We start from the raw sequence: 17,432 nt of genomic DNA, 5'->3' as shown, positions 1-17,432 counted from the left end.
ACCCGTTACAGAATTCCCCCATTGGGGGTTAGGGGGCTGTGCTTAGTTCCTGCATCGCTATTTTATATTGCTCTTCGGTTGGGACGCCGTGGTGCCATTTAAGGTCATTTTCCATAAAACTCACTCCTTTGCCTTTCACCGTATGGGCAATAATCACGCTCGGCTTTCCCTTTTCAAATGGCAAAGCGTCAAAAGCTTCTTTTAGGGCAACCACATCGTTGCCGTCCACATGGCGCACCGCCCAGCCAAAGCTCTCAAATTTTTTGTCCAAAGGTTCGGTATTACACACGTCTTTGGTCGGCCCCGTAATTTGCAAACCGTTCAAATCCACAATCGCACAGAGGTTATCCAATTTATAATGCGCTGCGGTAAGTGCCGCTTCCCAGTTGGAGCCTTCGGGTAGCTCGCCGTCGCCCATCAATGTAAAGACGCGATAATCGCGGTTATCCATTTTTGCCGCCAAAGCCACACCCGCACTCATCGGAAGGCCATGCCCCAACGCCCCCGTATTTTGCTCCACTCCATTTACTTTTCGCGTAGGATGTCCAATATAGTGCGACTGGTATTTACAAAGCGTTTCAAGGTCGGACTCTGGGAAAAAACCTTTATCGGCCAGCACCACAAACAACGCTTCCACACAGTGCCCTTTGCTCTGAATATAGCGGTCGCGGTCGGGCGAAGTGAACGTTTCGGGCGAAACATTGAGCACTTCGTTGTACAACACATTGAGAATATCAATGCACGACAACGACCCTCCCGTATGCCCCGCCTTGGCTTTGTAAATGTATTTGAGGATGTTACGGCGGTATTCTCGTGATTTTTCTTTAAGATTTTCCATGCTATTTTATCCCTGAAAATCTGTATTTCTGAAAGAACCTGTGTCATCTGAACCCTTTTTGGTACGCAGATGACGCAGATATAAATAACGCAGATTTACGCTGATTTTAATTTCTTGTTTGTATTAGCAAATACTTTTCGCCTCACTTCGGGCTTTACCCCAAAATTCAAAAGCAAACCAACTTCTATATTAGTAGTTCTTAAATAATTAAGTACTTGATTTTCAAATTCTACAACAATAGCTTCCGCCGCCTTTAATTCAAGTATAACAGATTCATTTACAATCATATCTGGATAATATTCCCCTACCTCAAAGCCCTGGTAATATACTTTTATTTGCTTCTGAGGTTCTACATTAAGTCCCATCCTTTTTAATTCGATGTACAGCGAGTTTTGATAGACTTTTTCTAAAAAACCATGTCCCAACTCGTTATAAACCTTGTAAAAAGCCTTAATGATTTGTTCTGTCAACTCCTTATGTTTGCCGTCCTCAACCATAATCTGCGACAATCTGCGTTTCATAGAATCTGCGTTTATCTGCGTCCCCATTTTTGTACGCAGATAAATGCAAATTCAGGCACCCATTTTTTAATGCTGATATACCTCCCAACCCATGTAATTCTCCAGCGCTTCTTTTAGAATGTCCGCTGTTTTTGAGGCGTTCATCACGACGTGGTGCTCAAAGCCATTGCGACAAACGTATTTCATGAGTCCTTGCAAATCAGGAATTTGAGCTACGGCACGGTTTCCAAATGTCGTAAGTGGGTCGTTGGTTAAATCACCTTCACCGATGTACGCTTTGATGATGCCCTTCGGGTCGTCGGTGCTGATACGCCCGTAGGTCAGCGGCATGGCGGGCGTACGGCCATCCAAAGCACCGTAGGTATTTTCAACCCCTACCGAAGTACCCAAAATCGGCGCATTACTTATCTGAATATCAGGCAAAAACGACTTCGCCCAGTTGCCACAGTGGAAGAGCACGCACTTGTTTTCATCGTCGGCGTAGTTGTTGTTCCAATCCACCAACGCACTCGGTGAGCCCGACGCCAACTGCATGGCGTACATGCTCAACGTCCCCGTCACGTCCACCTCACACGCACTTGGAAGCATGTTTTCGCTCATGATACTCATGCTTGTGCAGACGTTGCAACCGTAGTTTTGTTGCAAACTCGTCCAGCACTGAATGGCGGTGGCGTCGAGGGCGTTTTCTTCCATGATTTCCTTCAATACTACGTCTAGTTTCGCAATTTGGAGCATTGCTTCATTCGGCGTTTTTCCTTTGGGCGCGTAGGCATTGATGGATTCTAAATGTTGTTTTACGACGGCACTATCGGCCGTCAATTTATTGGCCCGACCGAGAATCTCCGAAAGGTCGAAGGTCGTTACCGTAATGCCGTTTCGTTGAAGGATTTTTTCGGAATATCGTACCGTATTAAACGCCCCAGGTCGTGCGCCAATGGCACCGATACGCACATTTTTCAACCCTTTTACCACGCGACAAACGGCCACAAAATCCGTCAAATCTTTCTGAAACTCCGCCGAAGAAGGTGAGCTAACGTGCTGACTGGTAAGGGTGTATTTGATGCCGTATTGGTATAAGTTATTGCAAACCGAAATCTTCCCGCACCACGAATCGCGGCGATTGACGACGTTCATTTTGCTCAACTCATCGGGGTAGGCTTGAACCAACACAGGAACGTTCAGGTTGGCTAATTTCAGCGTATCTGCCACGCCTTTTTCATCACCGAAGTTGGGTAAAAGGACCAAAATTCCGCTGATTTCTTCGCGGTGAGCTTTGAACAAATCGGCACATTTTTGGGCTTCTTTAAACGTCTCTACTCCGCCCAGTTTGGTGTCGTTGCTGTCCAAAAGGATAGGGGTAAGTTTCAACTTCGCAAAAACATCGATGATTTCGGTTCTTGCCTTTTCTACCAAACTATCTGGAAAAAAATCCCTGTTTCCGATGATGATACCAATACTTGCCATTTTCTATCAATTCTTTTTAAATGAGGTTTGTCAGGGCTGAAGCCCTTCTTAATTATCTTGACCTTCTTTTCCACGCCCTGAAGGGCGTAGTTAGAGGAGAGTTTGTTTAGCATGGGGATAACCCGATATTTCCTTTATTAAGGGCTTCAGCCTTGACCGTTATTTCGCAATAATCACTTCAATGTCATTTTGCTTAAAAAGCTGTAAATGAGCATCTTCTATGCCATTATCAGTAATCAAATAATTAATCAGCGACAACGCTCCAAGGCTCGCAAACGCACTTTTTCCCACCTTGCTCGAATCGGCAACCAAGTAGGTAGTTTCGGCGGCGTCAATCATCGCTTTTTTTACCACTAAGTCGCTGATACTAGGGTAGGTAAGTCCCGCTTTGAGCGAAATTCCTGCCGTGGCTAAAAACAATTTTTGGACGTGAATCCCTTTGAAAAAATCGGCGGCTTTCTGACCCGTCAGCGACAACGTAGGTGGTTTAAATTCACCTCCTGTTAGAATCACTTCGATGTTTTGTTCCGCTCCCAGCATCAAACCAATGTTCATGGCATTGGTGATAACTGTCAGGCGGCGGTTTCCTTTGATTTTTTTTGCGATTTCTGTCGTTGTACTTCCCGAATCCAAAATAATCGTGTCACCGTTGTCGATATAGTCGAGGCAGGTGGCCGCAATGATTTCCTTTTTATCCATATTTTCTTGGTGGGCCAACGAAAACGAGCTTACTTGTTCGCGCACACTTTTCAAATATGCCCCTCCGTGTTCGCGCACCACAATCCCCTCTTTTTCAAGCTTTTCTAAATCTTGCCGAATCGTCACTTCGGTTACTTTGAACAAGTGTGCTAAATCCACCACTTTGGCAGAGCCGTCCTCGTACAACAGCTCTAATATTTTTTCTCTTCTTTGATTTGGAAGCATTTTGTTACTTTTTAAGGAATTTGAACAGATAGTTTCTCTCCAAAGAAAAGAAATAATAAGAAAACAAAAAAGTAATGTCACAGGCAAAAAAGCCATTACTAGGTACATTACTTGGAAAAAACTTCGCCACAAACATAAAACAAAAGAAACAAAAAGAAAATAATCGAAATATAATTTTTATTTTTTCTTTTGTTAAAAATAAAACTTTTCCAATATTTTATTGATTCTCATCTTAATACCCGAGGCATAAAATAAGTCAATAGCTTGTTTTATTTTTATTTTTTACAACAAAAAGTCAAATATTACTCGGTAGGGCATCGATTGTACTTTTAAAAGAAACCCTAAAAGCCAACTTTCGTTTTCTTTTGTTTTATCAGGATAGTTCATAACAGCTAAGGATACAGCCTATGCTACATTTGCCCTACCTATTTATCACTTTTCAGCTAAACAATTGGATTTATAACAGTAAAAAACCCTCATCATGAAACCATTTCTATCCTTAAATCTTTTAAGGTGTCTTTCGTTTGTTTTGTTTTTATTTTACTATGCTCCCATATTGGGGCAAACGAACGCCATCTTACTAAAAGGCAAAATTCTGGATGAAGCAGGAAAGTCTGTCCCTGGCGTATCAGTAGTTGTCAAATCTTCTACGACAGGCACAATTTCTGGTGCAGACGGCACTTATTCGCTCTCAGTCCCCGACGATGCCATTTTGGTCATTAGTGCCATCAGCTACGAGTCACAAGAAATCGCTGTCAATCGGCGAACGAACATTGATATCATACTCAAACCCTCCAGCAAGCTGCTAAATGAAGTGGTGGTAGTGGGTTATGGTACGCAAAGTAAAAAAGCCGTAACGGGAGCCGTTCAAACCCTCAATACCAAAGAGTTACAAGATATTCCTGTCGCTCAAATGACGCAGAAACTACAAGGAAAACTTGCAGGGGTACAGATCCTTCAAACCACGGGCCGCCTTGGTGAAGGAATGTCGGTCAGAATACGCGGTCAGGCTTCTATCACCGCTGGAAATCAGCCTTTGTATGTGGTGGACGGCTTTCCAATTACGGGCGACATCAACGTTCTCAATCCCGACGAAATTGAGAGCATTAGTGTCTTAAAAGATGCCGCCTCTACCTCTTTGTATGGCTCCCGTGCCAGCAATGGCGTGGTGATGATTACAACCAAACGCGCTAAATCTGGGCAAACTTCAGTCAATGTGAATGCATTCTATGGACTTCAAAAAATCCCAGAACGCGGCATTCCTGAACTGATGTCGGCCCGTGAATGGGCACAATTCCGCAAGGATATTTACCTCGAAAACAACCGCGCCGTTCCCGCTGAATTTCAGAACCCTGAGCAGTATGGAGAAGGAACTAACTGGTATCGGCTCATTACCCGAACGGCGCCTATTCAAAGTTATAGCGTTTCGTTAACAGCTGGTAAAGAAAAACTTAGCACTTCGGCTGTAATGAGTTTTTTCAACCAAGACGGCGTCTTGATCAACTCAAACTACAAGCGTTTCAATGCACGTATCAATACCGAATACACACTCAACGACAAGGTAAGAATGGGGTTAAACGTTGCGCCTGTTTTGGCCGTAACCACAGGACGCCCCACCGACGGCGGCCCTTTTACCTCGGGTAGCCTTTTTACCAGCGCCTTGGTTTCCTCGCCTTTGGCACCTGCCATAAACCCTGACGGGACTTTGCCCGTCACAGCCGTTTCGCCTGGTACTTTACCTAACCCCAACTGGTATCGTGTGGCTAAAGAAGCCGATGCTACCACCAAAAACAACCGTTTGTTATCTACGGCATTCTTAGAATACGAGGTACTCAAAGGTCTTACCCTAAAAACCACGTTGAATGCCGAAGTTGGACAGGTATTGTTTAGCAATTTTGTCCCTTCGACCTCAGCCGCCGTTAACCAGGCCGTCCCTCGTGCTTCGGGTGATTTAACCCTCAACAATAACCAATTCACCTCTTGGCTTTCTGAAAACACCGCCACTTACAAAAACTCCATAGGAGAACACGATTTTGAAGTATTGGGTGGATTTTCAGCCCAGCGTTTTCGTGGTGACATGAGCAATATCACTGCCACCAACTTTCCCAATGATGTGGTACGAACGTTGAGTGCCGCTACAACGTTTACCCCCACAAGCGACATTCAAGAATGGAGTTTATTGTCGTACTTAGCCCGTATCAATTACAATTATAAAGGCAAATATTTCCTCACAGCAGCCATTCGCCGCGATGGTTCGTCGCGCTTTGGATCTGATAACAAATGGGGGAATTTTCCCTCTGTTTCAGCGGGTTGGGTTGTCTCAGACGAGAATTTCATGTCGAATGTAAAGGCTATTTCGTTGCTCAAACTTCGAACGAGCTATGGTGAAACAGGCAACAATAATATAGGAAATTATACGTACTATGCCAACGTAAGCGCCTCAAATTCAGGAAGTACCAACAACTATGTTTTCAACAATGCCCTCGCCGCAGGCAATGCTGTAACCACCTTGGCTAATGCTACTTTGGGCTGGGAAAAAACGCGCCAGTTCGATATTGGATTTGATTTAGGCGTACTCAACAATCGCCTTACGTTTGGCTACGATTATTACACCAAAACGACCGATGGGTTGCTGTTCAACGTCCCTGTTCCTACCTACACGGGTTATGCCAACTTCATTGCTAATATTGGAAAAATCAAGTTCTGGGGTCACGAATTTACGGTAAGTTCACAAAATATGGTAGGCGCTTTTACGTGGAATACCGATTTCAACATTTCGTTTAACCGCAACATTGTTCAACAACTCGGCACTGCCAATGCTTCCTTGGGAGGAGGTACCAGTCGCAATATTACCAAAGTGGGTCAGCCAATCGGAATGTTGTGGGGCTACGTTTTCGACGGTATTTATATGACCAAAGCCGATTTCGACGCCTCCCCTAAGTTCCAAACCTCCAATGTTGGAACGGTTAAAATGAAGGATGTCAATGGCGACGGTGTCATTACAGTGGATGACCGCACCATCATCGGAAATCCTAACCCCGACTTTATATTTGGGATCACAAACTCTTTCTCTTACAAAAAGTTTGATTTATCTATCGTAGCGGCAGGTTCAGTTGGCAACGACATCATGAACACTGCTTTGGAATATACTGACAACTTAGACGGCGTATTTAATGTCAACAAAGCGGCCACTCGCCGTTGGAAATCAGAACAAAATCCAGGCGACGGCCTTTATCCTCGCACGTTGGCGGGTACGACGGGACTTTTCCGCAACGCTAACTCTAATTGGGTGACGGATGGTAGCTTTTTAACCATTAAAAACATCGCCTTGGGCTACAATGTCCCCCTCAAAGAGCGCAAACACATTCGTACCCTGCGTTTGTACGCAAGCATTCAGCAGGCGCTGGTATTCACTAAGTACCAAGGCTCTAACCCTGAAGTAAACACAGGCGGCGCTGACCCATTGCAACAGGGACTTGACCAAGGTGCTTACCCAGTACCACGGACGTTCACTTTTGGAGTAAATCTTGGCTTGTAACCATGGTCAGACCTGCTATCACCTCAAACACAACACAAAATATGAAAACGAATAAACTATGGATAGGCTGTCTTTTGTTGTTGACGATGAGTTCGTGCGACAAAAGTTTTATCGAAATTCCCCCCAAAAACTTTATTAGTTCATCCAATTTTTTCCAAACCCAAAACGACTTTATACAAGCAGTCAATGCTACGTATGCACCTCTCCGTAACGTCTATAATAGCGCCTACATCATGGGTGAGATGCGCTCCGACAATACGCATTATATTTTTAACAGCTCCAACCGTGGGAATTTAGTTCGGGAAGAAATTGCCGATTTTGTGGACAATCCCACGGCTGCCCCAACCAGCGAAAAATGGACATCTAACTACCGTGTCATTGCCTACGCCAACGAAGTATTGCTCCGAATAGACGCGGCAACCATCGACGAAGCAGTGAAGAAAAACCTAAAAGGCCAAGTACTGTTTCTCAGGGCATTAGCGTATTTCGACTTGGTACAATATTTTGGCGACGTACCATTGGTATTAAAACCCACATCGGGCAGTGCCGATGAAATCATTGGGGTACAATCAGCCTTGACACGTACACCTAAAACCGACGTGTATGCCCAAATCGTCAAAGATGCCAAAGAAGCTGCAACCTTATTGCCCAACAAACTCACCCAAGAGAAAGGGCGAGCCACGATCGGTGCCGCCAAGACCCTCCTGGGCAACGTCCACATTGTGCTCAAACAGTGGGCAGAAGCCGAAAGCGTCCTCAAAGAAGTGGTAAGCTCGGGACAATATTCGCTGCTTCCAGACTATGCTTCAGTATTTAGTCCTGCCAATAAAAACCACGCCGAATCAATTTTTGAAGTACAATATTTGCAAGGGAATTTGGGACTACAAAGCTCATTTGGCTACGTTTTTGCCCCAAACTTGACCAATTTAACGCCACTCGTTGGTTTCACGTTCAACAATCAAAGCATTGGAGGATGGAACATCCCCACCGACGATTTGGTGGCGGCTTACGAAACTGGCGACAAGCGTAAGGCAGCTTCCGTCGTAGAGGGCTATACCGAAAGTGGCAAATTTGTAGCACAGCCTTTTATCAAAAAATACTTCAATTTGCCTTTTCCTACCCCCAACGGTTCTTCCCCCAATAACAACGACAATTGGCCTGTGTATCGCTATGCCGAAGTATTGCTCATGTTAGCAGAATCATTGAACGAACAAGGAAAATCAAGTGAAGCATTGCCACACCTCAACGCCATCAGAATCCGAGCAGGTTTATCGGCCACGACAACTACCAACCAAGCCGAGCTTCGCGAGTTGATTCTAAAAGAAAGGCGAATCGAATTGGCTTTTGAAAACAAACGTTGGCTGGATTTGGTGCGTACGGGCAAGGCCATCGAAGTGATGACAGCCTACGGCACTAAGCTAAAAGCCAGTGGAAAGTACCCTAATTTATTGACCTCTTCTTACAACGTCACTCAAAACCGACTGCTTTTTCCCATTCCTTTTAGTGAAGTACAGGTCAATCCGAAATTGGTACAAAATCCAGGATATTAAGGTTTGAAGGGCATTAACGCAACCCTCATTTTTTAGATAGATGATGAATTGAATAGAACTAAACGAAAGCTTTGACTTTCGTTTAGTTTCGATTTCAGGACGGCTCAGGACGGAACTATGAAACCCCTATTTTACATTTGCTCCACCTCATGTAGTATTTTTTAAGTAAATATTTACATTTTTCAGCGACAAATCAACACATCATGAACCCTTTTCTACTTATAAAACGAACGAAACACTTCTCTTTGTTTTTTCTTTTACTTTTGTTTTGTTTCGCTCAAGTTTTTGGCCAAAACAAACCAATCACGGGAAAAATTACCGACGAAACAGGCAAGCCCGTTCCAGGGGTTTCGATTGTGGTAAAATCAACTACAACGGGAACTATCTCAAACGCCGAAGGCGCTTACAGCCTCGCTGCTCCCGAAAACGCTACGTTGGTTTTTAGCTCAGTGAGTTATGAAACGCAGGAAATCGCCATTAATAAGCGCTCAATCATCAACGTTTCGTTGTTGCCTTCCAGCAAAATCTTGAACGAAGTTGTTGTCGTGGGTTATGGTACACAAAGTAAACGTGCCGTGACGGGTGCCGTTGCGTCCATCAACAACAAGCAATTTCAAGACCGTTCGTTTAGCAACGTGGCGCAGTCGTTGGCGGGGCAAGTGGCGGGGGTCAATATTTCCCAAGCCCAAGGTGCTCCAGGCTCGTCGCCGTTTATTAAAATTCGCGGGGTAAGCTCCATTACTGCTGGGACAAACCCGCTGTTGGTGGTTGACGGTGTACCTTTGGAAAACTTCAACCTCAACATGATTAACCCGCAAGATATTGAGTCGGTAGAAGTACTAAAAGATGCTTCCTCGGCGGCAATTTACGGGTCGCGCGGATCGAGCGGGGTAGTGATTGTGACGACCAAACTCGGCAAAGCAGGCAAGCCAAGTGTCAGTGTAAACCTCGAATATGGCTCGCAAAAAGTAGCCCGTCAAATCGAAATGATGGATGCGCAGCAATTTATCCGTACGTACATCGACGCCAAAAACAACGCATGGATTGCGGCAGGTGGAAAAGCCACCGATGGCAACGCATTACGTCCAACTTTATTAAAAATCCCTGAAGACTTCTTGACCAATCCTCAACAATTTGGTGCGGGTACCAACTGGCAAGACGTGATGTTCAGAACGGCCCCAATGTACAACGGCCAAATCTCGGTATCGGGTGGGACAGAAAAAACGCAATACATGTTTTCGGGGGCGTATTTGGACCAAACGGCCATTTTGGACATGAACTATTACAAGCGTTTGGCCCTCCGCTCCAACGTAAAAACGATGGTCACTGACAAATTGACCATTGGCTTAAACTTGGGTGTAACGAGCATTTTTGACCGCACCGAAGGCACCAAAGGCAAAAGCGACGTCATTAGCTTAGGCTTGCAGAGCAACCCACATTTTCCCGTTTACAACGAAAATGGTAACCTCGGCTACCGCGACCCCAACTCTACTTGGTTCCGTTTTACGTCTTTTGGCGATATGAACCTTTGGCACCCTTACTCGCTCACCCGCGAGGTGGACAAAGGCACCAAATCGTTCAATACGTTGGGAACAGCCTATTTGGAATACAACATTTTGAAAAACCTCAAGTTTCGTACTAGCCTCAGCGGCAACCTTTTCAACACGCGTAACCATTTTTACTGGAACGACAAACAAAAATATGGTTACTCGGCCGTATTGGCTGCACAAGCCAATGCAGGCAACAGCTACATGTTCAACTGGTTGAGTGAGAATACATTGACCTACGACAAACAAATCGGCGACCATTCACTCACGGGTTTGATCGGTTATACGTCGCAAAAACAGCGCGACGAAACCATGTACGTAGCCGCCAATAACTTTCCGAACGACTTGGTACACACACTCAACGCAGGTACGGTGACGGCAGGAAACACCACCGCCAGCGAATGGTCGCTGCTGTCGTACATTGCGCGTTTGCAATACAATTTCAATAATCGTTATTTCTTGACAGGAACGATTCGCCGCGACGGAATGTCGCGCTTTGGTGACAACAACAAATGGGGTTATTTCCCATCGGTATCCGCAGGTTGGTTGATTTCGGACGAAGCCTTTATGAGCAATTTGAAAAACATCAACAACCTCAAACTCCGCGTGAGCTACGGCGTAACGGGTAACAATCAAATTCCAAACTACGGAGCCATTAGTCTCCTTTCGGCTTCTAACTATGTTTATGGAAGCACCATGAACAACGGTTTGCGCGTTGGTAGCATTGCCAATCCCAATTTGAAATGGGAAAAAACCAACATGTTTAACCTCGGTTTAGATTTGGGAATATTGAACAACCGTATTTCTGGTTCAGTAGAGTTTTACAACTCCCTTACCCGCGACATGCTTTTGTTTGTTCCCGTGCCTGATATTACAGGGTTCTCATCTCAGTTGACCAACATCGGCAAAATGCGTAACCGTGGGATTGAATTGAACATTTCAACCAAAAATACCGTAGGCGAATTTAAGTGGACGACAGATTTTAACTTCTCTCGCAACCGCAACAAAGTACTACAACTTGGCCCAGGCAACGCGCCTATCCAGTACGTTGACAACGTCGTGACGGTTCGGACTGAAGTAGGCCAACCCGTTTCTAACTTCTACGGATACATTTTCGACGGTGTGTTTAAAAACCAAGCCGAAGTGGATGCCTATCCGCACCACGCCAGCACCACCCCAGGCGACCCGAAAGTACGCGACGTAAACGGCGATGGCAAAATCACCGACGCCGACCGAACCATCATTGGCAACAACCAACCTGACTTCATTGCTGGAATGACCAACACCTTCACTTACAAGGGCTTTGACTTTTCGTTTATGCTTCAAGGCGCGTACGGTGGAGAAATCGCCAACAACAATATTCGCTATTTGGGTACATGGGACAACGGCCGTAACTTCTACGCCAGCATGTACAACTACTGGCGCTCAGAAAGCGACCCAGGCGACGGTATTCACTTCAAACCCAACGTGAGTTACCAAGGGTTACAAAAGCAGTTTTCATCATATTGGGTAAGCGATGCTTCGTTCTTGCGTATGAAAAACATCCGTATTTCGTACGCCATTCCGAGCAAAATATTGAGCAAGATGAACATGAAGTCGGCACGGGTGTATGTCAATGCCGAAAACGTGTTTATCCTTTCTAAATACAAAGACGGCTACGACCCCGAAAACACGACCTACGGAACCACCTCGTACAGCAGCAGCATGGAGACTTCGGGCTCATACACCAGCGGAAATGCTCCTGTTCCTGGTGCTTTCCAAGGGGTTGATTACGGTTCGTACCCACTTCCACGCGTGATTACAGTAGGTGTCAAGGTTGATTTTTAATTTATTTACCACATAGTTATCAATAGAATTTACACATAAAAACACATAGCCTTTTCTATGTTTTCTACTGTGAAAATCCCCTATGTACCTATATGGTAATCAAAAAACACAAAGCAATGAACAAGTTCAAACACATAATAGCAGTCTGCCTCACAGGAATGGTGATGAGCAGTTGTAGCGATTCTTTTCTTCAATTAGCGCCTGTTTCTAACCCTAATGCAGGTAATTTTTTCAAAACCAAAGCCGATTTTGACTTGGCGTCCAACGCCGCTTATGCGACGCTTTACACGGTTTATAATCCAGAAGGGCCTGTTTCGTACATGGGTGAATTGATGGGTGACAATGTGACAATCCTGAATATTTCGGGTAATATGGCCGACAAATGGCAGTTTCGCGATTACACCCTCGCGCCCGCCAATACGATGGTGTATCAGTTTTGGCAAGACTTTTATAAGTCGTTGTACAACGTAAATATTGTGCTCGACAAAATCGAAACGGCCGACGTGGACGCCGCGTACCGTGACAGAGTAAAGGGAGAAATGATGTTTTTACGTTCACTTTATTACTTTCAGATGGTACAGATTTGGGGAGAAATTCCGCTCGTGACTAAGCCCATTACCGCCGAAGAAAGCTACAGTGTGTTGCGTTCTCCCGTCACGGAAGTGTATGCTCAAATTGTCAAAGACTTGCAATTTGCGGCCAGTAAGCTGCCTTTGGCCTCGGCTGCTGGTGTTGGCAAGGTTTCCAAAGGAGCGGCACAAGCGTTGTTGGGTAAAGTATATTTGACCATGGGAGATAAAACCAACGCTGCTGCTGCCCTAAAAGAAGTGGTTGATAGTGGGCAGTACCAATTGCTCCCTAGCTACGCTACCCTTTGGGATGCCAAAACCAAAAACACGAAAGAATCTATTTTTGAAATTCAGTACTTGGGAGGTTCATCAACGGCTCCTTTTAGCGACTATTACCTCAGCTTCTTCCCCAATTCCAATGCCTTGGGCTTCTACGGCAGTGGCATGAATCAGGTGGTTGATGATATTTGGAACGAATACGAAACGGGTGACGCCCGCCGTATTGCTTCCATTGACACAGGCTTTACGGATGCCAAAGGCACCTTCACCCGCGTCAAATTCCCTAAAAAATGGCAAGACAAAACGGCCCCAATCGTTGGGCAACGGATTGCGGCCAACAACAACTTTATAGTACTTCGCTACGCCGATGTCTTGTTGTTGTTGACCGAAGCGACTGGTGACCCTCAATACCTCAACCTTGTTCGCAAAAGAGTAGGACTACCCGAATTTGGCACCACCAAATATCCTTCTACCAAGTATGCCACCATCGAAGCCGCTACCGAACACGAGCGACGTGTGGAACTTGCCTTTGAATTTCAACGCTGGTTTGACCTCAAACGGACCAATCGTGCTTTGACGGTACTTCCTACCAAAGGCAAAAGTATTACGCAGAATAAGCTGTTGATTCCTATACCCAACGTTGTCAGAGACCAAAATAATAAGATTACCCAGAATATGGGTTATTAAATCTATATGACACAAGTAGGACGGTAAGCCCAAAACCTTTGAAATTCAAGAAGATTTGACCAAGCTGTCCACCCATTTAACCACCTAAACAGCCTCCGTTTTGAATGGAACGCATATCTGCTACTTATTTTATTGAAACGCCTTTTGACGTTGAAAAAGCAGCCAACGTATTGGCTGGCGAACAGTCCAGCGGCACTTTTGTGGCTATCCCTGGTGAAACGGATGAGCTAAAAGAGCGCTTTGCTGCCAAGGTAGAATCAATCGAGCTCCTGGAAACGGTGTCGCAACCCGCTTTGCCTGGTGCCGAAGGCTACGACGCATACCACCGTGCTAAGCTCAACGTATCTTGGTCGGTCGAAAACTTTGGGTATAATTTGCCCGTGATGATTTCAACCTTACAAGGCAATCTATACGAACTGACTCAGTTCACGGGATTAAAACTCATGGACTTAGACGTACCCGACTCTTTTGCTGCGCACTTTGCAGGACCTCGTTTTGGAATAAAAGGCTGCCGTCAACTGACCCAAGTGTATGACCGTCCACTCATTGGTACCATCATCAAACCTAGCATAGGATTGGCCGCCGAGCAAACCGCGGCTTTGGTAAAAACCCTGACCGAGGCAGGCATTGATTTTGTCAAAGACGACGAACTCATGTCGTCTGCGGCTAATTCGACCTTTGAGGCGCGCGTGGACGCGGTCATGGACGTCATCAACCGTCACGCCGACGCTACGGGTAAAAAAGTGATGTACGCCTTCAACCTCAGCGGTGAGGTGGACGTTATGCTTCGGCGGTACGAATACCTCCTCAATGCAGGTGCTACCTGTGCAATGGTGAGTATCAATACCGTGGGGCTGGCAGGTGTCAAAAAAATCTGTGACCAAGGCGCGCTTCCCGTCCATGCCCACCGCAACGGCTGGGGGATGTTGACCCGACATCCGTTGTTGGGAATTGATTTTGTAGCATACCAAAAACTTTGGCGCATGGTGGGCGTTGACCAAATCCACGTCAATGGCATTCAAAATAAGTTTTGGGAAAGCGACGATTCCGTCGTGCGTTCCATCGAAGCCTGCCGCCGACCTCTGTTGGGAGGTTTTGAGGTACTCCCCGTCGTTTCTTCAGGACAATGGGGCGGGCAAGCACCCGAAACCTACCGCCTTACTCAAACGGTAGACTTGCTTTACATGGCAGGTGGCGGCATTATGGCCCATCCCAGCGGCCCGTCGGCGGGCGTAGTCGCCCTCAAACAAGCATGGGAAGCCGCCGTGAAAGGCTGGAGCGTAGAAGAAGCCGCGCAGTTTTATCCCGAATTTGGGAAATCGGTAGAGAAATTTGGGAAGTCTTTGAAGTTGCAACCCGTATCATAATTCTACTTTGTTAGATTTATGGGTAGCTCCTACGGAGCAAGATGCACCCAATAGCTACTTTTGCTACAAATAGGTAGTGCCTATGGCACAGCGAAAATCAATGACATTACAAAAAGAACTCCTACTGGCTTTTTACGGTGACGACTTTACGGGTTCGACCGATGCGCTCGAATCCTTGAGTCGGTCGGGAGCGCGTACGGTGTTGTTTATTGAACCGCCAACGCTTGAGCAAGTCAGTCAATACAAAGGATTACAGGCAATTGGTATCGCAGGAATTTCACGTTCACTTTCTCTCGCCAACATGGAGCGGGAGCTTTTGCCTACGTTTGAAGCCCTCAAATCGCTTTCTCCGCGCCATGTTCACTACAAAGTTTGCTCTACGTTCGACTCCTCTCCTAGCATTGGGAATATAGGCAAAGCCATTGAAATCGGCGCAGAAGTATTTCAATCGCCGTGGGTTCCTATTTTGGTTGCCGCTCCTTCGCTGGGGCGTTATTGTACCTTTGGCAATCTTTTTGCACGCATGGGCATTGGGAGTCAAGGAGTTATTCACCGCCTCGACCGCCACCCGTCGATGAGTGTTCATCCCATTACCCCCGCCCACGAAAGCGACTTGCGCTTACATTTAGCTCAACAAACGGAACGCACGACGGGGCTTTTTGATATTTTGCAAATTGAACAACCTGAGCCCTCGGTTTCCTTGCAAGAAGTGCTACAAAAGGGTGTTGATAATATTCTTTTTGATGCCCTGTACGACCATCACTTAGTACGTATTGGCCAACTTTTGGATGAAAATGTACCTCCGCAATCACCGCTTTTTTCGGTAGGTTCGTCGGGCATTGGAAGCGCATTGGGGGCATATTGGCAACAAACGGGGCAACTTCAAACCCGTACCGATTGGGAGTCAGTGGAAATTGATACGCCAATGTTAGTAGTTTCAGGCAGTTGCTCACCCGTCTCGGCGCAGCAAATTGCGTGGGCCGAACAGCGCGGTTTTGCGTCGCTGGCTATAAATACGGCGGCATTGATTGAATCAGATAATACCTTAGAAGTTTTAGAAATTACCATCCAAGAAGCTATCCAAAAAATTCGCCAAGGTCAATCGGTCATTGTCCATACCAGCAAAGACAACCAAGACCCCCGCATTGCCCAAACGAATGCGATTTTTGAACAAAAAGGGCTGACGCCCGCAGAAATTCGTTCACAAACGGGGCTGATTTTTGGGAATGCTTTAGGAATGGTAGCGCGAGAAGTGGTAGCTCAAACCAACGTGCAACGCGTAGTCGTGGCAGGTGGCGATACCTCCAGCTATGCCGCCCGTGCGATGGGCATTGAGGCCGTCGAAATGCTCGCTCCACTAACGCCAGGTGCGCCCATTTGTTTGGCCCATGCTCCTTCGTCGGCGCTGGATGGGAAACAAGTTATTTTCAAGGGGGGACAAGTGGGGACTGAAAATTATTACGAGGCCGTGGGAGGGGTTTCTCAAAACCCCGACGACATCCAACTTTAGGTTTTGAGAAACCTAAATGCGGTTAAGAGTAACCGCGGGCACAACGCTAACTAATACAAAATTATGACAAAAACATTAGGATTGGTTCACACCTCCGCAACCTTAGTACCTGTTTTTCAAGAACTTTGCAAACAATACATTCCGCACGTTAACGTCTTTAACATCGTTGACGACAGTCTCATTAAACAAGTGATTAGCCGTGGCGAACTACGGGCTGATACCGCACGGCGGGTAGTCAACTACGCAGGTTCAGCCGAAAGTGCAGGAGCAGATTACATCATGTTTACCTGCTCGTCCATTGGTGTTGCCGTAGAAGCCGCTGCCGACCTTACCCAAGTCCCCGTACTGCGCGTGGATCAACCCATGGCCGACCAAGCCGTAGCAACGGGGTCGCGCATTGGCGTCATAGCTACGTTACCAACTACCCTCGCCCCTACCTCAGATTTAGTGCAAAGACGGGCAGCTTTGACAGGAAAAGAAATAGAACTCAAGGCCGTCTTGTGCGACGGCGCGTTTGAGGCGTTGATGGGAGGAAATCCTGCCCTTCACGACGAAATGGTGGCCAAAGCATTGAAAGAACTAAGCACCCAAGTGGATGTCATTGTCCTCGCCCAAGCCTCAATGGCTCGGGTCGTCGATACCCTTTCAGAATCAGAGAAAATAGTCCCCATTTTGGCCAGTCCACCGATTGCGATGGCGTATTTGGCGACGGTATTATCGTAGTTTTATCAATAAAGCTTGTCCCAGAGGGACTACACATTTGTAGAAAACAAAAGGCCAATTCTTTCAAACCTACGTGCCGTAGGTACGT

General features: G+C 46.2%; 11 protein-coding genes. 7 read left to right on the top strand and 4 right to left on the bottom strand.

The genetic code is table 11. The features are described 5' to 3' along the window. Positions 1-28 precede the first annotated feature (28 nt). The 4 genes from DTQ70_RS04925 to DTQ70_RS04910 all read right to left on the bottom strand — a co-directional run bounded on the left by DTQ70_RS04925 (position 29) and on the right by DTQ70_RS04910 (position 3,747). Positions 29-838: a transketolase gene (locus DTQ70_RS04925; protein WP_122929775.1), complete on the bottom strand. Its 810-nt coding sequence runs from the start codon at positions 836-838 to the stop codon at positions 29-31. Positions 839-933: 95 nt separating this feature from the next. Then, positions 934-1,359, bottom strand: a complete 426-nt coding sequence (locus DTQ70_RS04920; protein WP_229600073.1) for a GxxExxY protein — start codon at positions 1,357-1,359, stop codon at positions 934-936. A gap of 66 nt (positions 1,360-1,425) precedes the next feature. Continuing rightward, complete coding sequence (locus tag DTQ70_RS04915) at positions 1,426-2,823, bottom strand: L-fucose/L-arabinose isomerase family protein (protein WP_122929774.1); 1,398 nt, start codon at positions 2,821-2,823, stop codon at positions 1,426-1,428. 159 nt (positions 2,824-2,982) lie between these two features. After that, on the bottom strand, positions 2,983-3,747 hold the full coding sequence (locus tag DTQ70_RS04910; protein WP_122934273.1) for a DeoR/GlpR family DNA-binding transcription regulator: 765 nt from the start codon (positions 3,745-3,747) through the stop codon (positions 2,983-2,985). Positions 3,748-4,228: 481 nt separating this feature from the next. Between DTQ70_RS04910 and DTQ70_RS04905 the strand changes: the two genes are divergently transcribed. The 7 genes from DTQ70_RS04905 (at position 4,229) to DTQ70_RS04875 (ending at position 17,344) form a co-directional block, all read left to right on the top strand. Continuing rightward, complete coding sequence (locus DTQ70_RS04905) at positions 4,229-7,285, top strand: TonB-dependent receptor (RefSeq protein WP_122929773.1); 3,057 nt, start codon at positions 4,229-4,231, stop codon at positions 7,283-7,285. A 41-nt stretch (positions 7,286-7,326) separates the two neighbouring features. Then, positions 7,327-8,835, top strand: coding sequence for a RagB/SusD family nutrient uptake outer membrane protein (locus DTQ70_RS04900; protein ID WP_122934272.1), 1,509 nt, complete (start codon positions 7,327-7,329; stop codon positions 8,833-8,835). A gap of 263 nt (positions 8,836-9,098) precedes the next feature. Further along, positions 9,099-12,209, top strand: a complete 3,111-nt coding sequence (locus DTQ70_RS04895) for a TonB-dependent receptor (protein WP_229600072.1) — start codon at positions 9,099-9,101, stop codon at positions 12,207-12,209. A 116-nt stretch (positions 12,210-12,325) separates the two neighbouring features. Beyond that, positions 12,326-13,744 carry a RagB/SusD family nutrient uptake outer membrane protein gene (locus DTQ70_RS04890; protein ID WP_122934271.1) on the top strand — a complete coding sequence of 473 codons (1,419 nt, stop codon included), beginning with the start codon at positions 12,326-12,328 and terminating at the stop codon, positions 13,742-13,744. Between the two features lie 104 nt (positions 13,745-13,848). After that, entirely contained in the window at positions 13,849-15,111 is a 1,263-nt protein-coding gene (locus DTQ70_RS04885) for a ribulose-bisphosphate carboxylase large subunit family protein (RefSeq protein ID WP_122929771.1), read from the top strand. Positions 15,112-15,211: 100 nt separating this feature from the next. Further along, entirely contained in the window at positions 15,212-16,621 is a 1,410-nt protein-coding gene (locus tag DTQ70_RS04880) for a four-carbon acid sugar kinase family protein (RefSeq protein WP_122934270.1), read from the top strand. A gap of 63 nt (positions 16,622-16,684) precedes the next feature. Then, a complete protein-coding gene (locus DTQ70_RS04875; RefSeq protein WP_206019632.1) occupies positions 16,685-17,344 on the top strand; it encodes an aspartate/glutamate racemase family protein in 660 nt (219 codons plus the stop codon). Positions 17,345-17,432: the final 88 nt, after the last annotated feature.

The sequence above is a fragment of the Runella sp. SP2 genome, from assembly GCF_003711225.1.
GTDB lineage: Bacteria > Bacteroidota > Bacteroidia > Cytophagales > Spirosomataceae > Runella.
This window is presented reverse-complemented; position numbering and strand designations above follow the sequence as displayed.

What these genes read in the sequence shown, in the direction of transcription:
- DTQ70_RS04925 (WP_122929775.1), bottom strand. Translation starts at nt 838, where the DNA reads ATGGAAAATCTTAAAGAAAAATCACGAGAATACCGCCGTAACATCCTC.
- DTQ70_RS04920 (WP_229600073.1), bottom strand. Translation starts at nt 1,359, where the DNA reads ATGAAACGCAGATTGTCGCAGATTATGGTTGAGGACGGCAAACATAAG.
- DTQ70_RS04915 (WP_122929774.1), bottom strand. Translation starts at nt 2,823, where the DNA reads ATGGCAAGTATTGGTATCATCATCGGAAACAGGGATTTTTTTCCAGAT.
- DTQ70_RS04910 (WP_122934273.1), bottom strand. Translation starts at nt 3,747, where the DNA reads ATGCTTCCAAATCAAAGAAGAGAAAAAATATTAGAGCTGTTGTACGAG.
- DTQ70_RS04905 (WP_122929773.1), top strand. Translation starts at nt 4,229, where the DNA reads ATGAAACCATTTCTATCCTTAAATCTTTTAAGGTGTCTTTCGTTTGTT.
- DTQ70_RS04900 (WP_122934272.1), top strand. Translation starts at nt 7,327, where the DNA reads ATGAAAACGAATAAACTATGGATAGGCTGTCTTTTGTTGTTGACGATG.
- DTQ70_RS04890 (WP_122934271.1), top strand. Translation starts at nt 12,326, where the DNA reads ATGAACAAGTTCAAACACATAATAGCAGTCTGCCTCACAGGAATGGTG.
- DTQ70_RS04885 (WP_122929771.1), top strand. Translation starts at nt 13,849, where the DNA reads ATGGAACGCATATCTGCTACTTATTTTATTGAAACGCCTTTTGACGTT.
- DTQ70_RS04880 (WP_122934270.1), top strand. Translation starts at nt 15,212, where the DNA reads ATGACATTACAAAAAGAACTCCTACTGGCTTTTTACGGTGACGACTTT.
- DTQ70_RS04875 (WP_206019632.1), top strand. Translation starts at nt 16,685, where the DNA reads ATGACAAAAACATTAGGATTGGTTCACACCTCCGCAACCTTAGTACCT.